The 26661-nt window shown below is 68.7% G+C and carries 18 protein-coding genes; all 18 read right to left on the reverse strand.

The window, feature by feature from the left end:
* Positions 1-108 precede the first annotated feature (108 nt).
* Positions 109-2352, reverse strand: a complete 2244-nt coding sequence (locus C0R07_RS06490) for a methyl-accepting chemotaxis protein (protein ID WP_102788449.1) — start codon at positions 2350-2352, stop codon at positions 109-111.
* Positions 2353-2738: 386 nt separating this feature from the next.
* The gene (locus tag C0R07_RS06495; RefSeq protein WP_070472006.1) at positions 2739-4721 is read right to left on the reverse strand and encodes a chemotaxis protein CheA; all 1983 of its coding nucleotides are present in this window, start codon (positions 4719-4721) and stop codon (positions 2739-2741) included.
* Positions 4722-4766: 45 nt separating this feature from the next.
* Complete coding sequence (locus C0R07_RS06500) at positions 4767-5132, reverse strand: response regulator (protein WP_019182916.1); 366 nt, start codon at positions 5130-5132, stop codon at positions 4767-4769.
* Entirely contained in the window at positions 5129-5437 is a 309-nt protein-coding gene (locus tag C0R07_RS06505; protein WP_102788450.1) for an STAS domain-containing protein, read from the reverse strand. The genes C0R07_RS06500 and C0R07_RS06505 overlap by 4 nt, the downstream gene beginning before the upstream one ends.
* A gap of 88 nt (positions 5438-5525) precedes the next feature.
* Positions 5526-6728, reverse strand: coding sequence for a chemotaxis protein CheW (locus tag C0R07_RS06510; protein ID WP_102788451.1), 1203 nt, complete (start codon positions 6726-6728; stop codon positions 5526-5528).
* Positions 6725-7507, reverse strand: coding sequence for a ParA family protein (locus tag C0R07_RS06515; RefSeq protein WP_070427596.1), 783 nt, complete (start codon positions 7505-7507; stop codon positions 6725-6727). Before C0R07_RS06515 ends, C0R07_RS06510 begins: the two co-directional genes overlap by 4 nt.
* 5 nt (positions 7508-7512) lie before the next feature.
* A complete protein-coding gene (gene motD, locus C0R07_RS06520) occupies positions 7513-8523 on the reverse strand; it encodes a flagellar motor protein MotD (protein ID WP_102788452.1) in 1011 nt (336 codons plus the stop codon).
* Between the two features lies 1 nt (position 8524).
* The gene (locus tag C0R07_RS06525) at positions 8525-9265 is read right to left on the reverse strand and encodes a flagellar motor protein (protein WP_019182911.1); all 741 of its coding nucleotides are present in this window, start codon (positions 9263-9265) and stop codon (positions 8525-8527) included.
* A gap of 79 nt (positions 9266-9344) precedes the next feature.
* Positions 9345-11189, reverse strand: coding sequence for a chemotaxis protein CheA (locus tag C0R07_RS06530; RefSeq protein WP_046273860.1), 1845 nt, complete (start codon positions 11187-11189; stop codon positions 9345-9347).
* Positions 11190-11194: 5 nt separating this feature from the next.
* A complete protein-coding gene (locus C0R07_RS06535) occupies positions 11195-11809 on the reverse strand; it encodes a protein phosphatase CheZ (RefSeq protein WP_070427319.1) in 615 nt (204 codons plus the stop codon).
* Complete coding sequence (cheY, locus tag C0R07_RS06540; protein WP_019182908.1) at positions 11809-12201, reverse strand: chemotaxis response regulator CheY; 393 nt, start codon at positions 12199-12201, stop codon at positions 11809-11811. Before cheY ends, C0R07_RS06535 begins: the two co-directional genes overlap by 1 nt.
* Before the next feature lie 16 nt (positions 12202-12217).
* Entirely contained in the window at positions 12218-12964 is a 747-nt protein-coding gene (locus C0R07_RS06545; protein ID WP_019182907.1) for an RNA polymerase sigma factor FliA, read from the reverse strand.
* Entirely contained in the window at positions 12961-13848 is an 888-nt protein-coding gene (locus C0R07_RS06550) for a MinD/ParA family ATP-binding protein (protein WP_019182906.1), read from the reverse strand. The genes C0R07_RS06545 and C0R07_RS06550 overlap by 4 nt, the downstream gene beginning before the upstream one ends.
* Positions 13835-15565 (reverse strand): flagellar biosynthesis protein FlhF, encoded by a 1731-nt coding sequence (gene flhF / locus C0R07_RS06555; protein ID WP_102788512.1) that lies wholly within the window; start codon positions 15563-15565, stop codon positions 13835-13837. The genes C0R07_RS06550 and flhF overlap by 14 nt, the downstream gene beginning before the upstream one ends.
* Before the next feature lie 149 nt (positions 15566-15714).
* Positions 15715-17817 (reverse strand): flagellar biosynthesis protein FlhA, encoded by a 2103-nt coding sequence (flhA, locus tag C0R07_RS06560; RefSeq protein WP_102788453.1) that lies wholly within the window; start codon positions 17815-17817, stop codon positions 15715-15717.
* Complete coding sequence (gene flhB, locus C0R07_RS06565; RefSeq protein ID WP_102788454.1) at positions 17814-18944, reverse strand: flagellar biosynthesis protein FlhB; 1131 nt, start codon at positions 18942-18944, stop codon at positions 17814-17816. The genes flhA and flhB overlap by 4 nt, the downstream gene beginning before the upstream one ends.
* 54 nt (positions 18945-18998) lie before the next feature.
* Positions 18999-20360, reverse strand: coding sequence for a hypothetical protein (locus C0R07_RS06570; protein ID WP_102788455.1), 1362 nt, complete (start codon positions 20358-20360; stop codon positions 18999-19001).
* Complete coding sequence (locus C0R07_RS06575; protein WP_102788456.1) at positions 20357-26659, reverse strand: AAA domain-containing protein; 6303 nt, start codon at positions 26657-26659, stop codon at positions 20357-20359. Before C0R07_RS06575 ends, C0R07_RS06570 begins: the two co-directional genes overlap by 4 nt.
* Positions 26660-26661 lie beyond the last annotated feature (2 nt).

The raw sequence follows: 26661 nt of genomic DNA on the forward strand, positions 1-26661 counted from the left end.
TTTATGTAGGGGCAATTGCAGCGCGGCGATGCGCGATGGCCCTGCCGAAACGACGACACCCCGCCGGAGCGGGGTGTCGAAGGGCGCGTGATCACGTGGCAGGCGCGATCAGAACTCCTGCCACTCGGTGTCGTTGGCCAGGGCCGGTTCGCGGGGGCTGACCCGTCGCGGTGCGGCAACGACGCTGCGCGGCTTGGCCGCTGCGACGGCTCGTGGCGCGGCCGGTGCATGGACCACGGTGGCCGGTGCCGCGTGCCCGTGGCTGTCCAGCTTGAACAGTGCGACAGCGTCGGTCAGGTGACCGGCCTGTTCTTCCATGGCACGGGCGGCGGCAGTAGCTTCTTCCACCAGCGCGGCGTTCTGCTGGGTGGTCTCATCCATCTGAACGACAGTCTGGTTGACCTGCTCGATGCCGGCCGACTGTTCCTGCGAGGCGGCGGAGATCTCGGCCATGATGTCGGTCACGCGCTGCACCGAGGCCACGATTTCGCCCATGGTCGCGCCGGCCTGGTTGACCAGCTGCGAGCCTTCGGCAACCTTGCCGACCGATTCGTCGATCAGGCCCTTGATCTCCTTGGCCGCACCGGCCGAACGCTGGGCCAGGGTGCGCACTTCCGAGGCGACCACGGCGAAACCACGGCCCTGCTCGCCGGCACGGGCCGCTTCCACCGCGGCGTTCAATGCCAGGATGTTGGTCTGGAAGGCGATGCCGTCGATCACGGTGATGATGTCGGCGATGCGGCGCGAGGAGGCGTCGATCTCGTGCATGGTGCTGACCACGCGGCCCACCACGTCACCGCCCTGCGAGGCGACCGAGTGCGCGCCGATCGCAAGCTGGTTCGCCTGACGGGCGTGTTCGGCGTTCTGGCGCACGGTGGAGGTCAGCTCTTCCATCGACGCGGCGGTTTCTTCCAGGTTGGCGGCCTGCTGCTCGGTGCGGCGGGACAGGTCGTTGTTGCCCGAGGCGATCTCGCCGGCCGCGGTGCTGATGCTGGAGGAGGCTTGCTGGATGCGGCCGACGATCCGGGTCAGCTGGGCGACCGTGGTGTTGGCATCATCACGCATCGAGGCGAACACACCGCGGAACTCACCCTGCATGCGGGCGGTCAGGTCGCCGTTGGCGATCGACTGCAGCAGGTGCGACAGCTGGGACAGGTTGCCATCGGCGACCTGCATCATGGTGTTGAGGTGCTCGATCATGACCCGGAAGTCGTGGTCGAAGCGCGTCGCATCGCCACGCTGGGTGAAGTCACCGGCCGCGGCCGCCTGGGCGAGTGCCTGGATCTGGGTATTGATCGCCAGCAGGCTGGCTTTGGCCGCATCCATCGATTCGTGCAGGATCGCGCGGCTGCCGGGCAGGCGGCGGGCATCGGGCGAAAGGTCGCCGGCGGCGTACTGGTTGAGGACGTTGATCGCGTCCTTGATTGCATCCAGGTGCTCGAAGATCACTGTATTGATGCCGACGGCCAGCTGGCCGTACACGCCGGGGAAATCTTCCGGGATGCGGTGGCTGATGTCCGGGCCGGCGTGCATGTCGACCATCTGCTGGGTCTGCTCGGAGAAGCGGCGCAGCATCACGGTCATGTCGCGGGTGGCGGTCAGCATCTTGCCCGCTTCATCCCTGCTCGTGGCCTGGATGTTGACCGACAGGTCACCACGGGCGACCGACTGGATGGCGTGCACGGCCTGGCCCAGCGGGCGGGTGATGGCGCGCGAGATGACCACGCCCATCACGGCGGCCAGCAGCGACAGCAGCACGATGCAGCCGATGATCGCGTAGACGCTGTTCTGGTGGGTGGCGTTGGCGCTCTCGATGCGGCTGGCCATCACCCCGTTGCTGAACTCCCCCAGTTCCTTGAGCGCGGCGAACAGGGCGCGGCGTGCCGGGCGGGACTGCTCATCGGAAATCTGCTGGGCGGTGACGCCGTCGCCGGCGGCGATGGCTTCCTTGATCAGGCCGTTGGCCTTGAAGTAATCGGCGGTGCGCGCGGCGACCACGTCATACAACTGGCGTTCCTTGTCGCCGGCCGGCAGTGCGGCATATGCGGCCAGCTCGGCATTGACGACTTTGCCGGTGTCGGCCATGCGCTTGTCGTAGTCGGCAACCGACTCGGGTTTGTCGAGCACGGTCAGCTGCGCCATTTCGTAGGTGCGGAACTCGCCGAGCTGCGCGCGCACTTCGCCCAGGTGCTGCACCGAGGGAATGTCGTTGGTACTCATCGCGCGTAGCTGTGCGTTGGCCTCGCCCAGGCGGACCAGGGCGAAGCTGCCCAGGGCCAGCGTCATCAACGTGGTGAGGGTGAACCCTACCGCCAGCTTGCGGGCGATGGGCAGGTCGTGGAACCACTTCATGGTTGAAACTCCGGGCAGGGCAGTGGCGCACAGCCGTGGGGTGCTGGGCGGAATCAGCGGGGTGGGAGAGGGTGGAGCGCAGGCGCGAGCCGGTTGCCGTGGTCGCTACTTCGGATAGCGGCGTCGATCCGTTGCAACTTGATAGTGCGACGTCACATTTTTTTCACGAGCGCAGCTGCGGTTCATCGGTCGACGATGGTTGCTGTTGCAAGGGTTGCGGGCGGATGGGCCATACCGTGGCGAACGGTTGGCAGGGCAATCACGAGGCGAGGTGGCGGATGAAGTTCACACTTTCCGGCCCATGCGTATGGAACCGCGCGCCCACGAACGAACGCCGCCGCTCCCGGGGGAGCGGCGGCGTCGGGACCAACGCGATGGCAGCGGCGTTACGCGGCCTGCGGCACCTTGAGCGAACGCACGAGGCCGCCGATGTCCACGATCAACGCGACCCGGCCATCGCCCAGGATGGTTGCACCGGACACGCCGCTGATCCGCCGGTAGTTGTTCTCGATGTTCTTGACCACCACCTGCTGCTGGCCGACCAGTTCGTCCACTTCCAGCGCGATTTTCTGGCCATCGCCCTCGACGACGACCACCAGCGGATCGTCCAGCGCGCGCCCACCGTAGCCGTAGTACTCGCTGAGCGAGAGGATCGGCAGGTACTCTCCGCGGACGCGCAGCACGCGGCCTTCGCCGGCCATGGTGCGCACATCGTCGGCCTGCGGCTGCAGGGCTTCGAGGACGTAGGCCAACGGCAGGATCAGGGTTTCGCCGGCCACCGAGACGGTCATGCCATCCAGGATCGCCAGCGTCAGCGGCAGGCGGATCAGCACGCGGGTGCCGTTGCCGGCCTGGCTTTCCAGCTGCACCTCACCACCCAGTGCCTGGATGTTGCGGCGGACCACGTCCATGCCGACGCCACGCCCCGACAGATCCGTGACGGCATCGGCGGTGGAGAAGCCCGGCTGGAAGATCAGGTCCCACACCTGCGCGTCGGTGGGGTTGTCCGGCACGCTCAGGCCACGCTCGAGCGCCTTGGACAGGATCTTGTCGCGGTTCAGGCCGCGGCCGTCGTCGCTGACTTCGATCACGATGTGCCCACCCTGGTGCGAGGCGGCTAGTGTGATCGTGCCGGTTTCGTCCTTGCCCGCCTCGCGACGCACGTCCGGCATTTCCAGGCCGTGATCGATCGAGTTGCGGACCAGGTGCACCAGCGGGTCGGCGATCTTTTCGATCAGGCCCTTGTCCAGCTCGGTGCCTTCGCCGATGGTGCGCAGGCGTACGTGCTTGCCCAGGCGCGAAGAGAGATCGCGGACCAGGCGCGGGAAACGGCGGAACACCGCATCCACCGGCAGCATGCGCACGCCGATGACCGCTTCCTGCAGATCGCGGGTATTGCGTTCCAGCAGGTCCAGCCCGGTCAGCAACTGCTCGGCCTGTGCCGGATCCAGTGCGTGCGAGACCTGCTTGAGCATGGCCTGGGTGATGACCAGTTCGCCGACCAGGTTGATCAGCGCATCGACCTTGTCCACGCTGACGCGGATCGAGGTTTCAGCTTCGTGTGCGGCGGTGGCCGGTGCTGCTGCGGCCGGTGCGGCGGGAGCGATGGCGGGGGCGACGGCAGGCTTGGCCTCGGCCGGCGCGCTGGTGGCCAGACTCGGCGGCGCGGCCGGACGGATGTCCAGTTCGCAGTCGTCCACGACCCAGGCAAAGGTATCTTCGATCTTGCTGCGCGGCACCTTGCCGACCAGCCCCAGGTCCCAGGCCAGGTGCGCTTCGAGCGGATCGAGCTGGTCGAAGCCGGGCAGGCGGTCCAGGCGCGCGGCAACCTGCAGCGAGCCCAGGTGTTCAAGCTCGCGGATGATGCGCAGCGGGTCGTTGCCGCTCATGAACAGCGACGGTGCTGGCACGAAGCCGATCTGCCACGCCTCGGGGGTGTCATCGACCTTGGCGGCGGCGACCGGCGCCGCTGCGGCGGCCTGGCCGGACAGCACCGCTTCCAGGCGCGCCTTGACCTCGGCAACCGCCTGCGGATCGGCTGCCTGGCCGTGCTCGGCTTCACGCAGCAGGGCGCGCAGCACGTCCACCGAGGCCAGCATCGCGTCCACCGCGGCCGGCTCCAGCGCGCGCTTGCCGGCGCGCAGTTCGTCCAGCAGCGTTTCCAGCACGTGGGTCAGCGCGGCGATCGCATCGAAGCCGAACGTGCCGGCGCCGCCCTTGATCGAGTGCGCGGCGCGGAACACCGAGTTGATGATCTCCGGGTCCTGCTGGCCCGATTCGAGCGCCAGCAGGCCAGCTTCCATCGCATCCAGCCCCTCGCGGCTTTCTTCGAAGAAGGTGGCGTGGAAACGTTGCAGATCCATGCTCATGGTGCGGGGTGTCCGGTTGCGAGGGGAGGGAAAGGTGAAGCGGGATCAGCCCAGGACTTTCTGGACGGTGGCCACCAGCTGTTCCGGATTGAACGGCTTGACCAGCCAACCGGTGGCACCGGCGGCCTTGCCTTCGGACTTCTTGTCCGCAGCCGATTCGGTGGTCAGCATCAGCATCGGCGTGAACTTGTATTCGGCCAGCTGGCGCAGCTCACGGATCAGCGAGATGCCATCCATGTTCGGCATGTTGACGTCGGTGACCACCGCGTTGAAGCGTTGGCCCTTGGCACGACCGAGGGCGACCGCGCCGTCTTCGGCTTCCTCGACGGAAAAGCCGGCCGAGGTGAGGGCGAAAGAGACCATCTGGCGCATCGACGCCGAATCGTCCACCACCAAGATACGTGCGCTCATGCAGCGTTCTCCACAGATTTCAGGTTGTCATGGGGTGCATCCAGGCCGAGGGCCTGGGTGACGCCGAGCAGTCGTGCGGCATCACGGAAGGTTGCGGTGCAACCGTAGAATCCGGTGGGATGCCCGGCCTTGCGGCGGGCCTCGACGAATGCGCACAGCACCTGCACCGAGGCGGTATGGATACGGCCGATCTGGCTGGCATCCAGCGTCAGATCGCCGGCCTGATCCACCAGGGGGGCCAAACGTGTTTTCAGCTCGGTGCTGGTCTCGATACCGAGATCATCACCCAGGGCCACAGTGCTCATCATTGCTCCGGACAAACGGTTCCGAGAGAGATAACGGCCCGAACCCACAAAGCTTTAGGGGCGGCGTGGGCGATCGCGTGGGTGCCGGTCAGTTCAGCAACTGGGTCGCGTCCAGCAGGATCATCGGCTGGGCGCCGCACCGGGCCACGCCGCGGAACAGGTCGTTGGAGATCTGGCAGATGCGGGCGGTATCGGGGGGCTCGATCTGGGAATCGGTGAGATTGGCGACATCCTCCACGGCCGATACGCGCAGGCCCATGGTCTCGCCGTTCTCCTCCAGCACCACGATGCGGGTGTTGGCGTCATTGCCGGCCGCACTGCTGCCCAGGTGGAGGCCCAGGTCCATTACCGGCACGACCTGGCCACGCAGGTTCATGATGCCCAGCATCGCCGGGGAGGTGCCGCGCAGGGGCAGCAGAGGCACGGGCAGGACCACCTCTTGGACCTTGAGCAGTTCGAGCGCGTAGGCCTGGGCGCCGCAGCGCAGGCGCAGCCAGCGCGAGGTGCGCTCGCTGGCGCGGCGGTTCTCGCGCGGGCTGGAGGCCGGGTCGCGTGCCTGGCGCTGCAACTCTTCCCAGCTGCCGGGCCGGCTCTGTGCCAATGAGGGCGTGCCGGCGCGGGCACTGGTCGCCGCCGGCATGGGCGGCATCGAGGGCATCTGCCGGGCAATCGGTGCGCGGGCGGCTGGCGCGGCGGCGGGCGGTGCGGACTCGGGCGCCGGCACCTGCCCCGGCGCCAGGGCCGGGGCGGGGGGCGCGACAGGCGCGGGCAATTCGGCCGGCGTGCTGGCGCCTGCGGGCATGGGATCGGTTTCGTAGACGACCTCGGGCGGCAGGTCGTCCCAGCTGGGGCGCGCTTCTTCGTCGGGCGCGGGCATCGCGCCGCTGAGCAGCGGATCGTTGCGCAGTTCGTCGAGCAGGTCGTCGAATCCCAGTGCCGGCGCGCTGATGGCAAGCGAGGCTGTCTCGGCGTCCAGTGCAACGCCCGCCGTGGGCAGCGTCATGGCGCCGCTCAGCAGCGGATCGTCGCGAAGCTCATTGAGCAGGTCACGGAAGCCTGGCGGGACAACCGGGTCGTCTGCCGCCGGCGCTGTACCAGCGGCGGTCTGTTCGTCGGTGGCCGGCGCCGCGTCGGCGCTGGCCGTTTCGACAGTCGCAGGTGCAGCGTCGAGGCCGCCGGTCGCTTCGACGGTGTCGGCCGTCGCGACGGCCACCGGTGACGCTGCCGGCGGCGGCATCGCGTCGCCAAGCAGCTGCTCCAGGTAATCGTCGAGCACGCCGGTGGTGTTCATGCCGCGCGCTCCATCTGCTGTGCATCGTCGGCCAGGATCCATTCCAGCGCGCGGCGATACGCGGCCAGGCCACGGCCGGGGTAATCCTCCGATTGCGGCGGCACGGTCAGGCTGGCGGCATTGCAGATGCGGGTATCGACCGGAATCGCGTCTTCCCAGACGCGATGGCCATGCTTGTCCTGCATCAGCTTGACGGTCTCGTTGCCGGCGCGGGTGCGGCGGTCGAACAGGGTCGGCAGGATCGACATCGGCAGCGCGCGGCGGCGCGAGCGCTCGACCATCTCGCCGGTGCGGACCATGCCATCCAGGCCATGCAGGGCGAGTGGCTCGGCCTGGGTCGGGATGATCAGGCGGTCGGCCGCGGCCAGTGCGTTGATCATCAACAGCCCCAGGGTGGGCGCGCAGTCCAGCAGGATGTAGTCATGCTGGCCCTGGTGACGGCCGAGCGCGTTCTGCAGGGCCAGGCCGAGGCCCGGCTGGTTGGCGCTGCGCCGTTCCAGCGTGGCCAGTGCCGCCTGTGCGCAGACGTAGTCCAGGCCCGGGATGTCGCTGTGGCGGGCGAGGGTGGGCAGCTCGGCCGGCGGCGTGGCGAACAGCTCCAGCACACCCTGCGGCGGCGGATCCAACGGCACGCCGAAGGCGCGGGTCAGCGAGGAATGCGGATCCAGATCGATCAACAGCACGCGGTGGCCCTGCGTGGCCAGGCCGCGGCCGAGTGCGAGCGTCGTGGTGGTCTTGCCCACGCCGCCTTTCTGATTGGCAACAGCCCAGATACGCATGCGGTTCACTCCTTCATTGCGGGCGGAACGGCGGCGCCAACGCGGCTGCCGGCCGGCACCGGTGGCAACTGCACCGGTGCGATGGGGGTAATGGGGGTAACGGGGCTGCCGGCGCTGGGCGCCTTGGCGGCATCGGTGGCGTCGGCGTCGGCGCTGAGGCGGTCGGTGATCGGGTCGATGCTCTGCGCCGTGTCGGCCAGGATGATCACCATCACCCGCCGGTTGCGGTTGCGGCCTTCGGCGCTGGCATTGTCTTCGCGCGGGCGGAACTGGCCGTAGCCGACCATCGCCAGGCGTGCCGGCTGCAGGCCCTGGTCGGCGAACAGGTGCACCACGCTTGCCGCGCGTCCGGCCGAGAGCTCCCAGTTGGAGGGGAACAGCGAGGTGGCGATCGGGATGTTGTCGGTATGGCCTTCCACGCGTACGCCGTTGGGCGCGTCACGCAGCACTTCGGCCAGCTTGGAGAGGGTGTCGCGCGCGTGAACATCCAGCGTGGCCGAGCCGGTCGGGAACAGGATGTCGCTGTTGATCTCCACCTCGATCCACAACTCGGTGCGGCGCACGGTGATCATGCCGCGTTCGATCAGCGGTGCCAGGGTGGCGGTGAGCTTGTCGGCGATGCCGTTGAGCTGGCGCTCGGCACGCTGCAGCTGTTCCTGGTTGCGGATCGAGACCGGCATGCGCATCTGCGAGGCCATCGCCGGCAGCAGGGTCGGGTCGTTGCTGGGGGCGGGGGCGGAGGGGCCGATCTTGGTCCCGGCCCTGATCACCGAGGGGCTGTCCCAGCCACCGCCCTGGACCTGCTGGTTGCCGACCTGCACCGGGTTGATCGTGCGCGGCGCGCCACCGAAGGCGGTGGTCAACGCGTCTGCCATGATCCGGTACTTGCCTTCGTTGAGCGAGGAGATGGCGTACATCACCACGAAGAAGGCGAGCAGCAGCGTCATGAGGTCGGCGTAGGGAATCGCCCAGGCCTCATGGTTGGCGTGCTCTTCGTGGTGCCTGCGGCGGGCCATGTCAGTGCAGGAACCCGGACAGGTTGGTTTCGATGTTGCGCGGGTTCTCGCCCTGGGCGATGGAGATCAGCCCTTCGATGATCATCTCGCGGTCGCGGCTGTTGTGATGGATCACGCTCTTGAGCTTGGCCGAAACCGGCAGGAACAGCAGGTTGGCCGAGGCGATGCCGTAGATGGTGGCGGTGAACGCCGCGGCGATGCCATGCCCGAGCTTGCTCGGGTCGGCCAGGTTCTTCATCACCGCGATCAGGCCGAGCACGGCGCCGATGATGCCCAGGGTCGGGGCGTAGATGCCCATGCCCTCGAACACCTTGGAGGCGGCCAGGTCCTGGCTTTCCTGGCTGCTCAGTTCAATCTCCATCATGTGCCGGATGGTCTCTGGCTCGACGCCGTCCACCAGCAGCTGCAGGCCTTTGCGCAGGAACGGATCGTCCTGGGCGTCGACCTGCGCTTCCAGGCCGAGCAAGCCCTGGCGGCGGGCGATGTTGCTCCATTCCACGATCTGCTGGATCAACTGGCGACGGTCACTGCTCGGCGGCCGGATCACCCAGCGCACGATCTTGAACGCATGCTTGAAGACTGCCGGCGAGGTGTGCAGCAGGATCGCGGCGATGGTGCCGACGATGACGATCACGAAGGCGGCCGGCGACCACAGCGACGCCAGACCGGCTCCCTTGAGGATGCTGCCGCCGACCAGCGAGGCCAACGCGAGGAATAGTCCAATGAGGCTGAGTCTGTCCATGGGTCCGTTATCGGCTTGTATGAATGGGACTTGAGACGCCGAAGGAATCCAGTGATGCGGCGGTCACACTTTCACGCGGTCAATCGTGGTGGGTGCGCAGTCCATCCACGTCCAGGATCAGCGCCATCCGGCCATCGCCGATCAGGGTGGCACCGGCATAGCCGCGCAGGCCACGCAGCGCCTTGGGCAGGGGTTTGATCACCACTTCCTCGCGGCCGCGCACCTGGTCGACCACCAGGCCGAAGCGGGCTTCGCCGGCCTGCAGCACCACGATGGTCAGCAGCGAGGACGGCATCGGCTCCACATCCAGCCAGTGGCGCAGATCGACCAGGGCCAGCGTGTGCGACTTGCGGTCCAGCACGGCGCGGCCATCGAACCAGCCCAGCGAGCTGTTGGGCGCATGCAGCACCTCCATCACGCGGGCCAGGGGCAGGGCGTAGACGTCTTCGCCGGCCTGCACCAGCAGGGTCGGCAGGATCGCCAGGGTGAGCGGCACGCGGATCATGAAGCGGCTGCCACGACCCAGTTCGGACTGGATCTGGATCTGGCCGCTCAGCTCGCGGATGCGCGACTGGACCACGTCCATGCCCACGCCGCGGCCGGAGATGTCGGTGACCTGCTGTTTGGTCGAAAAGCCGGGCAGGAACACCAGGTGCAGGCATTCTTCGCTGCTCAGGCGAGCCGCCGCTTCCGGATCGATCAAGCCTTTCTCACGCGCCTTCTGGCGCAGGCGTTCGGGATCGATGCCGGCACCATCGTCCTGCACCTCGATGCTGACGTAGTCGCCTTCCTGCTGGGCCGACAGGCGCACATGGCCGCTGCGCGGCTTGCCCTGGGCTTCACGCAGCTCCGGCATTTCCACGCCGTGGTCGATCGCGTTGCGGACCAGATGCACCAGCGGATCGGCCAGTGCTTCGACCAGGTTGCGGTCCAGCTCGGTTTCGGCGCCGATCAGCTCCAGCTCGACTTCCTTCTTCAGCGAGCGCGCGACATCGCGGGCCACCTTGGGGAAGCGCGAGAACACCTTGCCGACCGGCTGCATGCGGGTGCGCATGACCGCCGACTGCAGGCGCGCGGTGGCGATGTCCAGCGTGGACACCGCGCGGTCGAGTTCTTCATCGTGCAGGCGCGCACGCAGGGTCTTGAGGCGGTTGCGCGAGAGCACCAGCTCGCCGATCAGGTTGACGATCGCATCCAGGCGCTTGGTATCCACGCGCACGGTGTGTTCGGCTTCGGCGACCGGTTTGGCTGGGGCCGGCTTGGCGTTCGGCGCCGCCGGGGCGGCCACGGCGCGCGGGGGCGCGGCAGGCACGGGCGCAGCGGCAATGGCCTTGGCACCGGGAACGGCGCCGCCATGCAGCTGGTCAAGCAGGGCTTCGAACTCGTCTTCGCCAATCAGGCCGTCGTCCTTCTTCGACACGGCCACCGCGGTCGGCGCGGCGCCGCCATGCAACTGGTCGAGCAGTGCTTCGAACTCATCATCGGTGATCAGCTCGCCACCGCCGCTGCCGGCGCTGGCGGCAGCCGCGGGCGTCGGGGTGGCCGGACCGTTGACGTCGAACTGGGCGATCAGTTCCGGCGGGGCATAGCCCGGCTCGGTTCCGGCCGAGACCGAATCCAGCATCGACTGCAGGTAGTCCAGCGACTGCTGGGCCGCGTCGAAGTGGTGCGCCTGCAGCGTGGCCTGGCCCGAACGCGCCATGCCGAGGGTTTCCTCGGCCGCGTGGCACAGTTCGACCATCGCCTGGATGCCGAGGAAGCCGGCACCGCCCTTGAGCGTGTGGAAGCCGCGGAACACGGCGTTGAGCTGGTCCGCGTCCTGGGGCGCCTGCTCCAGCGACACCAGCTGTTCGCCGAGGCGGTCCAGGATTTCCTGGGCCTCGAGGATGAAGTCGGCAGCGATATCGTCTGGAACAGCACTCATGATCGTTACAGTCCCAGGTCCGAGAGCAGGTCGTCGGCGTCGTTCTGTGACACCGCATGGCGATCCAGGCCGTTCACGGCCGGGCCGGCCAGGCCGTTGTTGTCGCGCTTCTTCTCGTCTTCCTGTGGCGGCAGACCGAGCGCACCGAAACCTTCATGCACGCGGCGCACGATCCCCACCACGCGGCGGATGATCTGGCCGGTGAGGTCCTGGTAGCTCTGCGTCAGCGCGATTTCGGTGAGGTTGTGGCGGATCCGGTCGAGCTGCTGGCCCTGGTCGGGCGTCAACCCGTTGGCGCGCAGCTGTTCGGTGAGCGAGCGACACTCCTCGGCCAGGTCCAGCGTGCGGTGGGTGGCCTGTTCGGTCATCGCCACCACGTGGTCCAGGCGCGCGCAGGCGTCATCCAGTTCGCCGGCTTCGCTGGGCAGGCTGGGCAGCTCGCCCAGGGCCTGGCCGAGTTCGCGGGCCAGGCGGTTCAGGCCGGCCATCATCGGCTGCGTGCGCAGCGCGGCGAGGGCGTCGATTTCCCGGCGCCAGCCGGCTTCGTCGCCACTTTCCAGCGCGGCCAGGGCATCCTGCAGGCGCTGCACCAGCGCGGATTTGTCGCTCAGGGTCTCCATCAGGCGCTCGCTGCCAGGCGTTCGAAGATCTTGCCGAGCTTCTCTTCCAGCGTCTGCGCGGTGAAGGGCTTGATGATGTAGCCGTTCACGCCGGCCTGGGCCGCTTCGATGATCTGCTCGCGCTTGGCTTCGGCGGTCACCATCAGCACCGGCAGGGTCTTGAGCTTGGCATCGGCACGCACCGCCTTGAGCAGGTCGATGCCGGTCATCACCGGCATGTTCCAGTCGGTGACCACGAAATCGAACGGCTGGCTCTGCAACATCGCCAGCGCGGCATGCCCGTCCTCGGCTTCGGCCGTATTGGTGAAGCCCAGATCGCCCAGCAGGTTCTTGACGATACGACGCATGGTCGAGAAGTCGTCGACGATCAGGATACGCATGTTCTTGTTCAAAGCACTTTCCTCGATTTCAATGGTTCTCGAGGCCGGCGTCTGCCGCCTCGAAGATCTTCAGCCGGCCCCGCAGGCGCAGCACGGCCTGGCCATGGATCTGGCACACGCGCGATTCGCTGACACCCAGTACGGCGCCGATCTCTTTCAGGTTCAGTTCCTGCTCGTAGTACAGCGACAGGACCAGCTGTTCGCGCTCGGGCAGCAGGCCGATCGCGTTGCCCAGCTCGCGCCCGAACTCGCCGCGTTCCAGCACCTGCTGCGGGGTCGGGCCACCCTGGGCGACGGTGTCCAGCTCGCCCTGGTCTTCGATCCGCGATTCCAGGCTCAGCACCTGGCCGCGCGAGGCGTCTTCCATCAGCCGCAGGTAATCCGGCAGCGGCATGTCCATCGCGGCCGCCACTTCGGTGGCGCTGGCGGCGCGGCCGGTGCTCTGCTCGAGGCGACGGATGGTGGCGGCGGCATCCCGGGCACGGCGATGCACCGAGCGCGGCACCCAGTCGCCCCGGCGGATCTCGTCGATCATCGAGCCGCGGATACGGATCGAGGCGTAGGTCTCGAACGAGGCGCCCTGGTCGGCGTCGTAGCTGCGCGAGGCCTCGATCAGGCCCATCATGCCGGCCTGGATCAGGTCGTCCACTTCCACGCTCGCCGGCAGGCGCGCGGCAAGATGGTGGGCGATCCGCCGGACCAGGTCCGAGTGCTGGGCAATGCACTCGTTGGCCGCGGTCCGCTGGACCTCTTTGTATTGTGCTGCGCCCTTCATACCGTCACCCCGCGTTGCTTGAGGATGCGTTCCAGGAAGAACTCGACCCCGCCACGCGGCTCGGTCGGGGCCTGCCAGCGGGCGGTGCGGCGCGCGATTTCGGTCAGCGCCAGGGCGGCCGGGCTGGAGGGGTAGGCCTTCACCACCGGCTGCTGGCGCTGCACCGACAGGCGCAGCCAGTCATCCTGCGGCACGCAGCCCAGGTAGTTCAGCGAGACATCGGCGAGGAACTTCTCGCACACGCGGGATAGCTTCTCGTACAGCACGCGGCCTTCGTTCGGGTCGCGGACCATGTTGGCCACCACCTGGATCCGGTCCACGCCGCGCTCGCGCGAGAGCACCTTGATCAGGGCGTAGGCATCGGTGATCGAGGCCGGCTCGTCGCAGACCACCACCACGGTGTCCTGCGCGGCCTGGCAGAAGGTGAGCACGCCATCAGTGATGCCGGCGGCGGTGTCCACGATCATGATGTCCAGCTCGCGCTCGAGCTCGGAGAACACATTGACCAGGCCGACGTGTTCGGCCGGCTGCAGTTCGGCCATGTGGCGGCGGCCGGAGGCGGCCGGGACCACCAGCACGCCACCGGGGCCTTCCATGATCACTTCTTCCAGCGTGCAGCGCCCGGCGACCAGGTCGGCCAGGGTCACCTTCGGCTGCAGGCCCAGGATCACGTCGATGTTGGCCAGGCCGAGGTCGGCGTCCAGCAGCAGCGTGCGTTTGCCCATGTCTGCCAGCGCCACGGCCAGATTGGCCGAAACGTTCGTTTTGCCCACGCCGCCCTTGCCGCCAGTGACGGCGATGGTGCGGACCGGGCCCAGCGGCTGGCTTCGGGTAGCCGACAACGGGAAGGTCTTGGTCAGCTTGGCGTACTCACGCGACGGCATGGTTCAACTCCGGGTTGCAGGGCATATCGGCCGCGCGGCGCAAATCTTCAAGGCGAAGTACAAGATTGGCCGCACTGGCACGGTGCAGGTCTTCAGGAACGTCCTGGCCATCGGTGACCCAGGTGATCGGCAGGCGGTGGTCCACGGCCACCGACAGGGCGCTGCCGAAGCGGCCGGTCTCGTCGAGCTTGCTCAGCACCACGCCCTGCGGGTTGGCGGCGCTGAAGCGGCGGACCACCTCGTCCATGTCGCCGAAGCTGGTGTTGGCCGGCAGCACCAGCAGGGTGCGGATCTGCTGGGCCGCGCGCAGCCACTGCAGCTGGGCGGCCAGGGCGCGGTCACGCGGGCCCAGGCCCGCGGTGTCGATCAGGACCAGCTTGTAGTCCTTCAGGCGCTCCAGCAGTTGGTTCAGATCGCTGCCGCTGCTGGCTTCATGGACCGCGATGCCGAGCTGCCGGCCGAAGCCGTACAGCTGCTCGCGGGCGCCAATGCGGCCGGTATCAGTGGTGACCAGGGCGACATCGCGGGCCGCATGCGCCTCGGCGAAGCGCGAGGCCAGCTTGGCGATGGTGGTGGTCTTGCCGGCGCCGGTGGGGCCGACCAGGGCGATCACGCCGCCGGCTTCGAGCGGGTCGACCGGGGCGATCGGCAGCTTTTTGGAGAGCAGGCCGAGCATCAGCCCGCGGCCACGGTGGGCTTCGGTGTCCAGCGGAATCTGCATCGCCACGTCGCGGCTGATGCCGGCATCGAAGCCGTACTCGTCCATCAGGTCCAGTGCGGCAGCGCGGACCGGCGAGCCGCGCAGGCGCTCGTCGGTGAAGCGGTTCATCTCGCGCTCGATGACATGGCGCATGCCGGCCACTTCGTGACGCAGCTGGCGGATCTCTTCGTCATCACGCTGCACCACCACCAGTTCGGCGGCCGGCTGGGGCTGGGCCTGCGCCGGTTCGGCGACAACGGCGGGCGCCGGGTTTTCGGTACGGGCTTGGGCGACCGTGTCCGGCGCTGCCACGACGCTCTCGGCCGCGGGCAGGGCCGGCGGCACGGTGACGCTGACCGGCAGCGGCGGCATCGCCACGGCGGCGGCCGGCACGTGCATCTGGAAGTGCGGTTCGTCGTCCATCGGCGGGTCGATGACGAAGCGCGCGCGGTTGATCGGCGGGTTCACGGCCGCCACGCTGGGCTCGGCGACAGGCGGCTCAGGCTGCAGCAGCGCTGGCGACGCGGCCGCGGCCTGCTCGACATTGAACGGCGCGAAGATCTGCTCCGGCAGCGACGGTTCGTTGACGGCCGGGCCGACGCTGGCACGGGCCAGGGTGGCGGCGAAGCCACTGCTGCCAGGCGGTGGCACGATCTCGTTGGCGGTATCCAGGGTGCGACCGGTGGCGCCGACGGCGGCGCGGGCCAGCGCGGCGACGGCCGAGGTGGTCGCGGCCACCGGCTCGGGCGCGGCGACCGGGGCCCTGCGGCGGGTCACGGCGGCGATCACGGCATCGGCGGCGCTGCGCGGGCGCGGCACCGGCGGTGGGGCCACGTCCTTGCGGGCCGCTTCCAGCGCACGCTGCACGGCGCTTTCGTCATAGTTGGCCGCCGCCACGATTTCGACACCTTCCTCGATCCGGCGGTTGGACAGGATCACTGCGTCCGGTCCGTGTTCCTTGCGCACCAGGTTCATGGCCGAGCGCATATCGGAGGCGACGAAGCGTTTGATTTTCATGCTGTGGTACCGGGACTGGGGCGGCGGAGTCGTGGAAGGGAAACGCTGGTTGTCGGTGGTCTGCACGGTCAGGGAGTCCCTTTATTTCCTGCTGCGGTGAAATCGAATGAGGTGTCTGTTTTCTGTCGCGGTACCGTCGGGTGTCCGGCTCAACTGATCGTGCCGACCAGCTTCAACCGTTTGTCCTCGGGCACCTCGCTGTAGGCGAGTACGGACAGCGAGGGGACGCTGTGGCGTACCAGCCGTGCCAGCGCCGCACGTACCGGGCCAGGCACCAGCACGACCGCGGGCTCGTTCTTCGCTTCCTGCTTGCCGACACATTCGGCCAGGCTTTGATGCAGTCGCTCGGCGAGTCCGGGTTCCAGCGCGGCGCCGTTGCCCTGCGTGGACTCCTGCAAGACCCGTTCCAGTTGCGGGTTGAGGGTGAACACCGGCAGCTCCGGCGACATCCCGGCGATCTCCTGCACGATGAAACGGCCCAGCGCGTTGCGCACGGCAGCGGTGAGCACGGCCGGGTCCTGGCTGGTCGGCGCGCTTTCCACCAACGATTCGACGATCTTGCGCAGCTGGCGGATCGGGATGCGCTCGATCAGCAGGTTCTGCAATACCCGCACCACGGCCGACAGCGGCAGCGACTTGGGCGTCAGATCTTCGACGAGCTTGGGAGCGCTCTTGGCCAGGTTGGCCAGCAGCTGCTGCACTTCCTCGTGGCCGAGCAGCTCCGGGGCGTGCTCCCGAATCAGGTGCGACAGATGGGTGGCGACCACGGTGGCCGGGTCGACCACGGTGTAGCCCATCGATTCGGCATTGGCGCGCTGGTGCGGCTGGATCCAGGTGGCATCCAGGCCGAAGGCGGGGTCCTTGCCGGCAATGCCTTCCAGCGTGCCCAGCGCACTGCCCGGGTCCAGCGCGAGTTCGCGGTCGGGATGGATCTCTGCGGTGGCCACCGGCACCCCGTGGATCAGCAGGCGGTACGCGGTCGCCGGCAGTTCCAGGTTGTCGCGGATATGCACCGAGGGAATCAGGAAGCCGATGTCGTGGGTGAGCTTGCGGCGCACGCCCTTGATCCGGGCCATCAGCTCGCCGCCCTGGTTCTTGTCCACCAGCGGGATCAGCCGGTAGCCGACTTCCAGGCCGAGCGGATCGACCGGGCGCAGTTCGTCCCAGGTCAGCTCGGCGGTGGGCGAGGGCGCTGCACCGGGCAGGCCGAGGGTGTCGGGGCGGTTGGCGGCCGGGGAATCAGCCGCCGCGCCCTGGGCGGTGCTCTTCTTCCACGCCTTCCAGGCGATGAAGCCCAGGATCGCGGCCAGCGTCAAGAAGGCGACGTTGGGCATGCCCGGGACCAGGCCGACGACTGCAAGGATCGCTGCGGCGATGGTCAGTGCGCGGTACTGGCCGAATACCTGGCCCATCATGGCCTGGGCCATGTCCTGCGAGCGCGAGGCGCGGGTGACCAGCATGGCCACCGCCGAGGACACCAGCAGGGCCGGCAGCTGGGCCACCAGGCCGTCACCGATGGAGAGCAGGGTGTAGGTCGCGGCGGCATCGCCGAAGGGCATGCCATGCTGCAGCACGCCGACCGCCAGGCCGCCGACCAGGTTGATGAACAGGATCAGGATGCCAGCGATCGCGTCGCCGCGGATGAACTTGCTGGCACCGTCCATTGCGCCGTAGAAGTCAGCTTCCTCACGGACCTCCTCGCGGCGGGCCTTGGCCTCTTCACGCGTCAGCAAACCGGCGTTGAGATCGGCGTCGATCGCCATCTGCTTGCCCGGCATGGCATCGAGGATGAAGCGTGCGGTCACTTCGGACACGCGGCCGGCGCCCTTGGTGATCACCACGAAGTTGATGATGGTCAGGATCGCGAACACCACGATGCCGACCGCGTAGTTGCCGCCGATGACGAACTCGCCGAACGAGGCGATCACCTTGCCGGCGGCCTCGTGGCCGTTCTGGCCGTGCAGCAGGATCACGCGGGTGGAGGCCACGTTCAGCGCCAGCCGCAGCATCGTGGTGATCAGCAGCACGATCGGGAAGATGGTGAAGTCCAGTGGGCGCTTCACATAGACCACCGCCAGCAGCACCATCAGCGAGATGGCGATGTTGAAGGTGAACAGCGCATCCAGCACGGGCGGTGCCAGCGGCACCACCACCATCGCCAGCAGGGCCAGCACGATCAGCGGGGCACCCAGCCCGTGGCGGATCATGTCCAGCGCGCGGCGCGCGTTCATGCCGGCCGGCTGCGCGCTCATGGGCGGCCTCCCTTGCCGAATTCATCGATGTCGATGCTGGGCGCTGCCGGCATCGGGCCGTTCTGCCAGCCGCGCAGCTGGTAGACATAGGAGAGCACCTGGGCCACGGCCGAATACAGTCTCACGGGAATTTCCTTTCCAAGTTGACCTTCCCGATACAAGGCGCGTGCCAAAGGCGGGGCGGAGACGATGGCGACCTTGTTGCCGTCGGCCACCTCACGGATGCGCAGGGCGGTTTCATCCACGCCCAGGGCCACCACGGTGGGCGCCCCCATCTTTCCGCCTTCATACTTCAGGGCGACCGCGTAATGGGTGGGATTGACCACCACGACATCGGCGGTGGGCACCGCTTCCATCATCCGGCGGTTGGACATCTGCTGCTGCAGCTGGCGGATGCGGCCCTTGACCTCCGGGCTGCCCTCGCTCTCCTTCATTTCCCGGCGCAGCTCTTCACGGGTCATCTTCAATTTGCGCATCCAGTTCCAGCGCTGGTACGGGGCATCGATGGCGGCCAGCAGCATCATTGCGCCGCCGGTGGCGAGCATGAGCTTCAGGGTGAAGCCCAGGCCGTGGATCATCGCGGCCTCCAGTGGCTGGTTGAGCAGGTCGCGCAGCGGGCGGATGCCGTGCCACACCACCAGCCCGGCGGCGGTGCCGACAAAGGCGATGCGCAGCAGGGACTTGGTGAACTCGGCAATCGCTTCCGGGCCATACAGGCGCTTCATGCCGGCCATCGGGCTGAGCCGCTTGAAATCGGGCATCAGCGATTTGTTCGACCAGCGCAGCCCGCCCATCGCCACCGGCGACAGGAAGCAGGCCAGCAGACAGATCACGAGCAGCGGCCACATGGCCACCAGCAAGCGCAGCATCAATTCGCCGAAGTGCCCGAACAACGCCTGGGGATGCAGGCGCAGCCCCGGCTCGGGGCTCAGCGCGACCTGCATCCAGGTCTTGGCGTTGCGGGCGATGGTGCCGGAGAAGGCCATCAGCGCCAGCACACCGGCACCGAACACAGCCGCCGTCGCCAGCTCACGCGAACGCGGGATGTTGCCCTGTTCCCGGGCATCGCGCAGGCGTTTTTCGGTAGGTTGCTCGGTCTTTTCGCCGGCTTGTTCGTTCTCGGACATGGGCTGCACGACACGGGGGATTACCCGGGGTCGTGCAAGAACCGTTCCGTGACGTCAGGCCGGGCCGCTGCGCGCGTGCGACACCTGCACCTGTCCGGACGGCGTCGCGGTGGCGATGGCCTCCTTCAAGGGCACCTCACCCACGCCCAGGGCCCGTTCGACCACCAGCTCGGTGCCTTGACCGTGCAACAGCGCCTGCAGCCGTCCGAACTCGCCGCACCACAGGGTTTCGATGTCGCGGTCGCGACTGCGGTCGCGGTCGGCCGCCAGCGCCACGGCCCGAACCTGCAGACGCACACCGTCGGCCTGGCCGCCCACTTCAACGCCATAGCCGGGGGTGGCGGCTTTCTTGAGCACCACCGCGCCGCTGTCCTGCCATGCGGTGGCCATGCCTTCGCGCACCTCATAGCCGAGGCTGGCCAGACCGTCGAGTACGGCCTGGCGCCGGGAAACTGCCGCCAGCGCCTGCTGGTGGCTGGCCAGGGCGGTGTCGCACTGCTGGGCCAGCGCGGTCAGCAGCGGCAGCGCGGTGTCGGTACTGCACGCGCCCACCTGGGCCAGCAACGGCGCATGGTCAACCGGGTCCAGTGCCGCCAGCCTGCTGGCCACATCCTGCAGCCGCTCCAGCTGCACGCGGCGCTGGGCGAACGCGGCCGAGGCGGCGGCCAGTTCCAGAACCAGGCTGTCCAGCAGCAGGTTGCGCCGCTGCGGAGCGGTTTCCTGCTCGGCGTGGTGCAGCGCCTCCAGGTAGGGCGCGGCGACTGCCGGGCCTTGCAGTACTTGCAGTTCGGCGATGTAGCGGTCCACGCGCAGCAGGCGCGCCTCGCGTCCGGGGTCGGCGGGCTGCCCGGCGGCCCAGTCGGCCAGCGTGGGGGTGGGCGCCGAGGTCTGCAATGCAGTGGCCAACGCGCGCTGGTCCTCGCTCAGTGTTGCCTGCTCCTCCGGGGGCGAAAGGAGGGCGAAGGCACGGGCCAGCACCGCCTCCGCGTCAGCACCGGGATGACCGTCGGCCAGTGCCCGTAGCGCCTGCAGCAGGCCCGCCTCTGCATCGACGGGTCGATCCTGCAGCGTTTTGAGCACGGCCGCCGCGTTGTCGCGCTGCCGCCGCTGCTGCTGGCGGCCTGCCGCAGCGCGGTCCACGGCGCGCGCCTCGCGGTCGCGGGTGTCGGCCTGCAGGAAGGCGATTTCGGCCTCGATCAGTCGCGCATACCGCGTGTTGTCGCTGTCTGCCACCAGCGCCTGCAGCGCCTGGCGGCGTGCCATGACGGCGGCCACGGCCGATGCATCGCGCTCGCCGATCCGCTCGCACTGGGCCTGCCAGCGCGCAACCGCCTGGTCCAGCCGGTGCAGCATCGCTTCTCGCAGGGCCAGCAGTTCTTCGGCAGTCACGATACGGACGACTTTGGGACCACTCATGGCAGGGTTTCCGGTTGCGCGGGGACAGGCGGGGGCGGCACCGGGGCGGGGGCCATGGCTGCCTCGATGGCAACGCGCAGGCGTGCCCGTTCGGCCTCGCCGTCGTGGTACCAGGCATGCGAGGACACCCGGTGGATGCCGCCGATGGCGCGACGCAGGACCGAGGGTCGCCAGATTTCCCGGGCGCGGGCATGCGCCAGCAGCGGGTGGCTGGGCGCGTCGCACTCGATGCCGATGGCGAAGTTGCCGGTGTCGGGGTGTTCGATGGCGAAGTCCAGCCCGAATGCATCGCCTTCGCTGGCGGCGGCCGCATTCCATCCCAGCGACTGCAGGTAGGCACCGACGATCTGCGTGAACCCGTCGGCGGGCGCCGCGTGGGTGCGGTTGGCCACGCTGCGGTCGGTCTGCAGGCGATCCAACAGCCGTGCGCTGCCGTCGAACTCGCCGGCACACAGGGCCCGGGCGTACTCCAGGTAACCCTGCAGGTAGTCGCGCGGGCTGGCCGGGGCACGCTGGGTGTTGAACAGGTCGGAGATGTCGGCGATCGGCATGGAGGTGATCATCACCACCCGTTGCCGGGCGCGGGTGACGGCCACGTTGAGGCGGCGCTCGCCGCCGGTCTGGCCGAGCACGCCGAAGTTGCGCCGGAAGGTGCCCTGCGCGTTGCGGCCGAAGGTGGAGGAAAACACGATGATGTCGCGCTCGTCGCCCTGCACGTTCTCCACGTTCTTGACGAAGACCGCCATGTCCTCGCCGTCTTCGCTGCGCTCGCGTTCCTCGGCGAATGCGGCGCGGAAGGCGGCATCCTGCCCGGCGCGCTGCTCCAGGTGTTCCTCGATCAACTCGGCCTGCTTGCGGTTGAAGGTGACCACGCCCACCGAGGGGCGCATGGCATAGGGCTGTTGCCACACCTGGGCCAGGTACTCCACCACCCGCGCCGCCTCGGCAGGGTTGCTCTGCTGCTGGTACACGCCGTCGACCTGGATCAGCTCCAGGGGCTTGATCCGCGCGATGCTGCTGCGCGGATGGCGTACCGGCACGTTGAGGCGGTTGCCGTAGAAGGCCGCATTGGAGAAGCCGATCAGTTCGCGGTACGCCGAGCGGTAGTGGATCTGCAGCGTGGTGCTGGGCAGGGCATTGCGGGCCAGCTGCAGCAGGTCCGGGCAATCCTTGATTTCGCGCCGGTTCCAGGTTTCCTCGAAGGCGTCGCGCTGCTCGGCATCGACCTCGGCATCGGGCTCGTCGCCATCGAAGACCTCTGCTTCATCGCTTTCCACCCGGCTGGAGAAGAAGGCGGTGGGCGGCATCTGCTTCTCATCACCGCTGACGACCGTGACCCGGCCACGGAACAGCGTGGGCAGGGCGAACTCGACCGGCATCTGCGAGGCCTCGTCGTAGATCACCGTGTCGAACAGCCCCGCCTGCAGTGGCAGCACGCGGCTGGCCACGTCCGGGTTCATCAGCCAGACCGGGCGCAGGTGCATCAGGCCCAGTTCGCTGCCCAGCTCGATGAACTCGCGCAGGCGGCGCGAACGGCGCCCGGTCAGCCGGGTGACGTCTTCCCACTGCTTGCGGTTGCCTAACTGCTCCAGGTCGATGTGGGTGCCCAGCATCTGGCGGTTGAGCCGCCGCATCTGCTGGTCGGCAGCTGCCAGGCTGGCGACCTTGGCCTGGGTTTCATCCTGGCCGAACTGCAGCGCCGGGTTCGCCTGCTCCATGCGGTGCTTCCAGCCCAGCCGTGCTTCGCGATGCAACAGGCGGCGCACGGCCGGCTCCAGCGCGTCGCTGGAAAGAGTATCCAGCTGCGGTTGCAGCTGACGCAGCAGTGCCAGCAGCTCCAGGTCTGCACCCGACAGCTGCCCGGCGCGCCCGCGGAAGGCCTGGTAGGCAGCCAGATGGGGCAGGGCATCGTGCAGGTGCTGCAGCGCCTGGGCGTTGCTCTGGTTGTGGGCGATGGCGGTGGCCAATGCGTCCGCCAGCGCCTGCTCCAGCCAGTCTGCCAGCAGTGCGAGCTGCTGCGCGCTGGCATGGCGGGCGGCATGCCGGGCGAGCGAGGCATCCAGGTCCTGCAGCAGTGCGTCCAGGTGCGCGCGGTCGCCCGCCAGGGCCGCGTCGTCGGCCTGCTGGGGGCGGGGCGACTGCGCCAGCGCCTGGGCAAGTGCCTGCACATCCAGCAGTTGGCGCCCGCTGGCGCGTGCCATCGGGCCCAGCGCGATGCCGGTCTGTTGGCCAACCGGGTCCAGCGCCAGCTGCTGGTGCAGGCCGGCCAGTTCGGTGCGCAGCGGGCGCAGGCGCGCTTCCAGCGTCGCAGCGGCCAGCAGTGCTGCGGTGCCCGCTTCCCCCATCGCATGGGACTGCGCCTGCAGGACGCGGTTCACCCGTCGCCGGCGCAGCAGGTGAAGCGGGTTGATGCGCGCCAGCAGGCCGCGCGCGCCCAGCACGCGCGCGGCGTCGCGCTGCAGCTGCGCAAGCGTGCGCTCGTCGATGCCGGTGAGGGCCGGCGACAGCGTGCTGGAGAACGTGTCAAGGTCGAGCGCCGCCACGGCCTTCTCGATCTGCTGCAGCCGGTCCAGGGCGATGTCGCCCTGGCTTGGCTGCCCCGCGCGTGCGGTGCGGAACAGCGGCAGCCAGCGTGCCAGTCGGCTCCGTTGTGCGTCATCCAGGCCGAGCAGGGTCGCCACATGCGCCGACTTCCAGGCCTGGTGCGGCGCGGGATCGTCCAGCTCGAACGTGGCCGGGTGCGCCAGCAGGATCGCCTGCCGGTGCTGTTCGGCCGCAGTGAACGTCTGCAGGGCGGCAACGAATGCGGCGAGGGTGTCCGCGTCGGCCGCAAAGGGGCGCAGCTGCGCCAGCGGGCTGCCCTCGTAACGGGCCGGCAGCCACAACCGGATCAAGGGCGCGCAGGCTTCTTCGCGCTGCACCAGGGTGGGCAGGTCCAGTGCCAGCAGGCGTTGGCGCAGGGCGGGCAGGACCAGTGGGGGCGTGCCGGCGTCCAGCGCGATCAGTTCGCCGAGCAGGCGCCGGTAGCTCAGCCCGGTGGCGTCGTCGATCTGGTGCAGGCTGTGCTGGTGGCGATCCAGTTCGCCTTCCAGTGCCTCGATCCGCGCGGCCACCTGCTGGCGCTGCTGCTGCCAGGCCGTTTGCGTGGCGCCGGCGGTGAACAGGGCGTCGAGCTGCTCGCGGATGCTGCGGATGACCGGTTCGCGGTCGCGGTTGACGTCGTTGAGCATGACCACGCGCTGGCCCAGCCCTTCGGCGACCAGGCGCTTGTGCACCACTTCCAACGCCGCATGCTTCTGGCAGACGATCAGCAGGCTGCGTTGCCGTCCGATCGCGTCGGCCACCATGTTGACGATGGTCTGGCTCTTGCCGGTGCCAGGCGGGCCTTCGATCAACAAGCCCGGTCCCTGCCGTGCCTGCAGCACCGCCGCTTCCTGCGAGGGATCGCTGGCCACGGTGAAGTAGCGCTGCAGCTCCGGCGTGGCAGGCGGGGCAGTGCCGTCGGTGTCGGTCGGCGGTGCCAGCCGCAACGCGGTTTCAAGGCCGGTGCCGGACGGCGACAGAACCTTGAGCTGGCGCAGGTCTTCGCCGATGGCCTGGCCCATGAACGTGACATGGAAAAGCACCGCGGCGCAGTCCAGTTCGTCCTGGTAGGGCGCCACGTCCACGCTGCTCGAGGGCAGGCCGACCAGGCTGCGCGAGCGGATCGTGGCCAGCATCCCGAAGGCATCCATCACATCGGCGGCCCGGATCGCCGAGCGTCCCAGCAGTTCGTCGGCGGTGCTGCGCCAGCGCTTGCAGGTCTCGGCACCCAGCACGCTTTCAAGCGCAGGGTTGAGCCGTACTTCCTCGCGTTCGCCATCGAAGGCCAGCCCGACCTGGCCGCGCGTGCCCGGCTCCAGCAGCAGCGTGGCCGGCCACAGCAGCAGCGGAATGATGCGGGTGCGCGAGGTGCCGCGCGGATCGCGGCTGAGCAGGAACGGAAAACCCAGATACAGCCCATCGATGCCGGTGTCGCGCTTGTACAGCGCGCTCTGCCGTGCCAGGGCCATCAGGCGGGGTTCCAGCAGCGGGTTGCGCTGGAACGATTCGGGGTCCAGCTGCACGGCGCGCGCGTTGCGCTGCAACAGGTGATCGAGCAGCGCGGCGGCGGGTCGCCGGGCGCTATCCACGTCGTGCATGTCCACGCGTGCGGTGGTCTTGCCGATACTCATGCGCACCAGCGGGCCACGCATCACCGCGGTGACCACTTTCTTTTCGAAGAAGTCCAGGATCTGCGAGACGTACTGCTGCTTCTGCGGCTGCAGCCAGCGGCTGGCGGGCACGGCCAGCACCACCAGGGCGCGCGCCAGCGGCATGCGCCGTTCCAGCCGGAACTGCTCGGCCCAGCCATCCACCACGGGCAGGCCGGAGCGGGCGAAGCCCAGGATGCGCGCGTCCACGCTGCGATACAGCTCGGTACGCGGGTGCTGTAGCAGGGCCGCGGCTGCGTCGCTGTCGAAGGCGTCGAGACCGGCGCTGGCGGCGAGTGTGGCCGCCTCGGCAAGGATGGCCTCGGCACTGCGGAACTGGCCGATTTCCGCGCTCAGCAACACGATCAGGTCTTCTTCGGCCACCACCCGGCGCTCGGCCAGCGACAGCAGCCCGGGATGCGCGGTGTCAGGCAGCAGGCGCTGGCGTTCCTGCCATTGCGAGGCCAGCTTGGCCCGCGAGGTGGACAGCAGGTAGACGCGCAGGGATTCCTCGACCAGGGCGATGTGCTGGTGCAGCGCGCGTTGGCGTACGCTTTCCTCGCGCCGCTTGAGCCTGCACAGCCAGTTGTCGGTCTGCAGGTGTTCCAGCAGGTCCGGCACCGAACCGCTGATCAGCCGGTAGCCCTCCAACGGGTGCTCAAGCAACCAGCCGGGTGTGACGATGTCGCCCCGATGGATCAACGGCATTTCCGGGTTGAGCACCTTCAACGCCAGCATCAGCCGGAAATCGTCCTCGATGCCTTCGTGTCGGGCAATCTGGCGCAGCCCGGCGACACGGGTGGCAGGCAGGCCGACCTGCTCGGCCCAGGTGACGATCGCCCCGCGCAGCAGGTGGTCCAGGGCCTGGTCCCAGCCGTCGGCCTGGGCGGCGGCCAGCGCGAACACGGCGGGGCGATGATAGCGGCGCGTGCCCAGCGGCAGGCTGGCGCCATCGCCCTCATCGTGCGCGTGCTGCGCCGCCGGCGGCGCCGGCACGGCGATGCCGGCCAGCCAGTCGGCCACCTGCGGCCATTGCCAGCGCTGGTGGCGGTCGCGGGCCAGCAGCCCGCGCAGCAGCAGCGCCAGCTCCGGGTCCAGCGTTTCCGGAATCGGGACACCATTGGCCAGCACGTGGATCAGGAACGCATTGGGATGGATGCCCTCGAAGCAGGCGCCGTCGGTGAGCTGTTCGAGCAGGATCATCCCCAGGCTCCACCAGTCCGACGCGGCAGCCACGCCACCGGCGATCGCCTCGGGCGCCATGTAGCGGCTGATCTCCAGGGGCGAGACGATGTCCAGGTCGAACTCGGACAACCGGGCCGAACCGAATCCGCTGATCACCAGGTCCAGTGGCGCGCGCGCCCGCACCAGCAGGCTGGCCGGGCGCAGGTCGCGGTGGCGCAGCCCGGCTTCGTTGAACGCATGCAGCGCCTGGCCCAGTTCGCCGACGATATGCCGGACCGCATCGCGGTCGCCGATCACGCTGCCCAGTTCGGCCAGGGTGCCACCGGTGAGCATTTCCACCACTTCGAACGCGCGGTCATCCCAGCGCCCGGTGGCGATGACCTCCGGCACGTGCGCGCGTGGCAGGCGGCGGATCACATCGTAGATGGCCGGGTCGGGTTCGGCACCGGGGCGGTACAGGGTCAGCATGGCCTGCACCGCCGTGACGGTGTGTTCGGCCTGGTAGCGGTCACGCACGCCGTCGGTGCTGCTGATCTGGCGCAGCAGCCGCCAGCCATCGATGACCGTTTCGCTGCTGTCGGCCACCGGGGGCGGCAGGTCCGCCGCCGCCGTCCCATCGGTCGCGCTGGCGCCGCAGTGCAGGCACATCAGGTCGCCGGGGGTCATCGGGTGGCCGTTGTCGCAGACCACCTCCGCGGCAACGGCGCCGACCGTCGATGCCTGCACCGCTGCCTGGGTGACCACGCTCTGCGGCCGCCAGCCATCGGGATGGATCGGCTCGCCGGCCAGATCCCAGCCGCACGCGTGCGCATCAACATGGCCTTCGCAGAACATCTCGGCCAGCGCGCGTTCGGTGTGGCAATTGGGGCAAAAACGAATCATGG

Source organism: Stenotrophomonas bentonitica, assembly GCF_002887735.1.
GTDB lineage: Bacteria > Pseudomonadota > Gammaproteobacteria > Xanthomonadales > Xanthomonadaceae > Stenotrophomonas > Stenotrophomonas bentonitica_A.

Excerpts from the sequence above, each read along its gene's own strand:
- C0R07_RS06545 (WP_019182907.1), bottom strand. The coding sequence starts at position 12,964 with ATGAAGGGCGCAGCACAATACAAAGAGGTCCAGCGGACCGCGGCCAAC.
- C0R07_RS06570 (WP_102788455.1), bottom strand. The coding sequence starts at position 20,360 with ATGAGTGGTCCCAAAGTCGTCCGTATCGTGACTGCCGAAGAACTGCTG.
- flhB (WP_102788454.1), bottom strand. The coding sequence starts at position 18,944 with ATGTCCGAGAACGAACAAGCCGGCGAAAAGACCGAGCAACCTACCGAA.
- C0R07_RS06515 (WP_070427596.1), bottom strand. The coding sequence starts at position 7,507 with ATGCGTATCTGGGCTGTTGCCAATCAGAAAGGCGGCGTGGGCAAGACC.
- C0R07_RS06530 (WP_046273860.1), bottom strand. The coding sequence starts at position 11,189 with ATGAGTGCTGTTCCAGACGATATCGCTGCCGACTTCATCCTCGAGGCC.
- C0R07_RS06525 (WP_019182911.1), bottom strand. The coding sequence starts at position 9,265 with ATGGACAGACTCAGCCTCATTGGACTATTCCTCGCGTTGGCCTCGCTG.
- C0R07_RS06490 (WP_102788449.1), bottom strand. The coding sequence starts at position 2,352 with ATGAAGTGGTTCCACGACCTGCCCATCGCCCGCAAGCTGGCGGTAGGG.
- C0R07_RS06535 (WP_070427319.1), bottom strand. The coding sequence starts at position 11,809 with ATGGAGACCCTGAGCGACAAATCCGCGCTGGTGCAGCGCCTGCAGGAT.
- flhA (WP_102788453.1), bottom strand. The coding sequence starts at position 17,817 with ATGAGCGCGCAGCCGGCCGGCATGAACGCGCGCCGCGCGCTGGACATG.
- flhF (WP_102788512.1), bottom strand. The coding sequence starts at position 15,565 with ATGAAAATCAAACGCTTCGTCGCCTCCGATATGCGCTCGGCCATGAAC.
- C0R07_RS06505 (WP_102788450.1), bottom strand. The coding sequence starts at position 5,437 with ATGAGCACTGTGGCCCTGGGTGATGATCTCGGTATCGAGACCAGCACC.
- C0R07_RS06500 (WP_019182916.1), bottom strand. The coding sequence starts at position 5,132 with ATGAGCGCACGTATCTTGGTGGTGGACGATTCGGCGTCGATGCGCCAG.
- C0R07_RS06575 (WP_102788456.1), bottom strand. The coding sequence starts at position 26,659 with ATGATTCGTTTTTGCCCCAATTGCCACACCGAACGCGCGCTGGCCGAG.
- C0R07_RS06550 (WP_019182906.1), bottom strand. The coding sequence starts at position 13,848 with ATGCCGTCGCGTGAGTACGCCAAGCTGACCAAGACCTTCCCGTTGTCG.
- motD (WP_102788452.1), bottom strand. The coding sequence starts at position 8,523 with ATGGCCCGCCGCAGGCACCACGAAGAGCACGCCAACCATGAGGCCTGG.
- C0R07_RS06495 (WP_070472006.1), bottom strand. The coding sequence starts at position 4,721 with ATGAGCATGGATCTGCAACGTTTCCACGCCACCTTCTTCGAAGAAAGC.
- C0R07_RS06510 (WP_102788451.1), bottom strand. The coding sequence starts at position 6,728 with ATGAACACCACCGGCGTGCTCGACGATTACCTGGAGCAGCTGCTTGGC.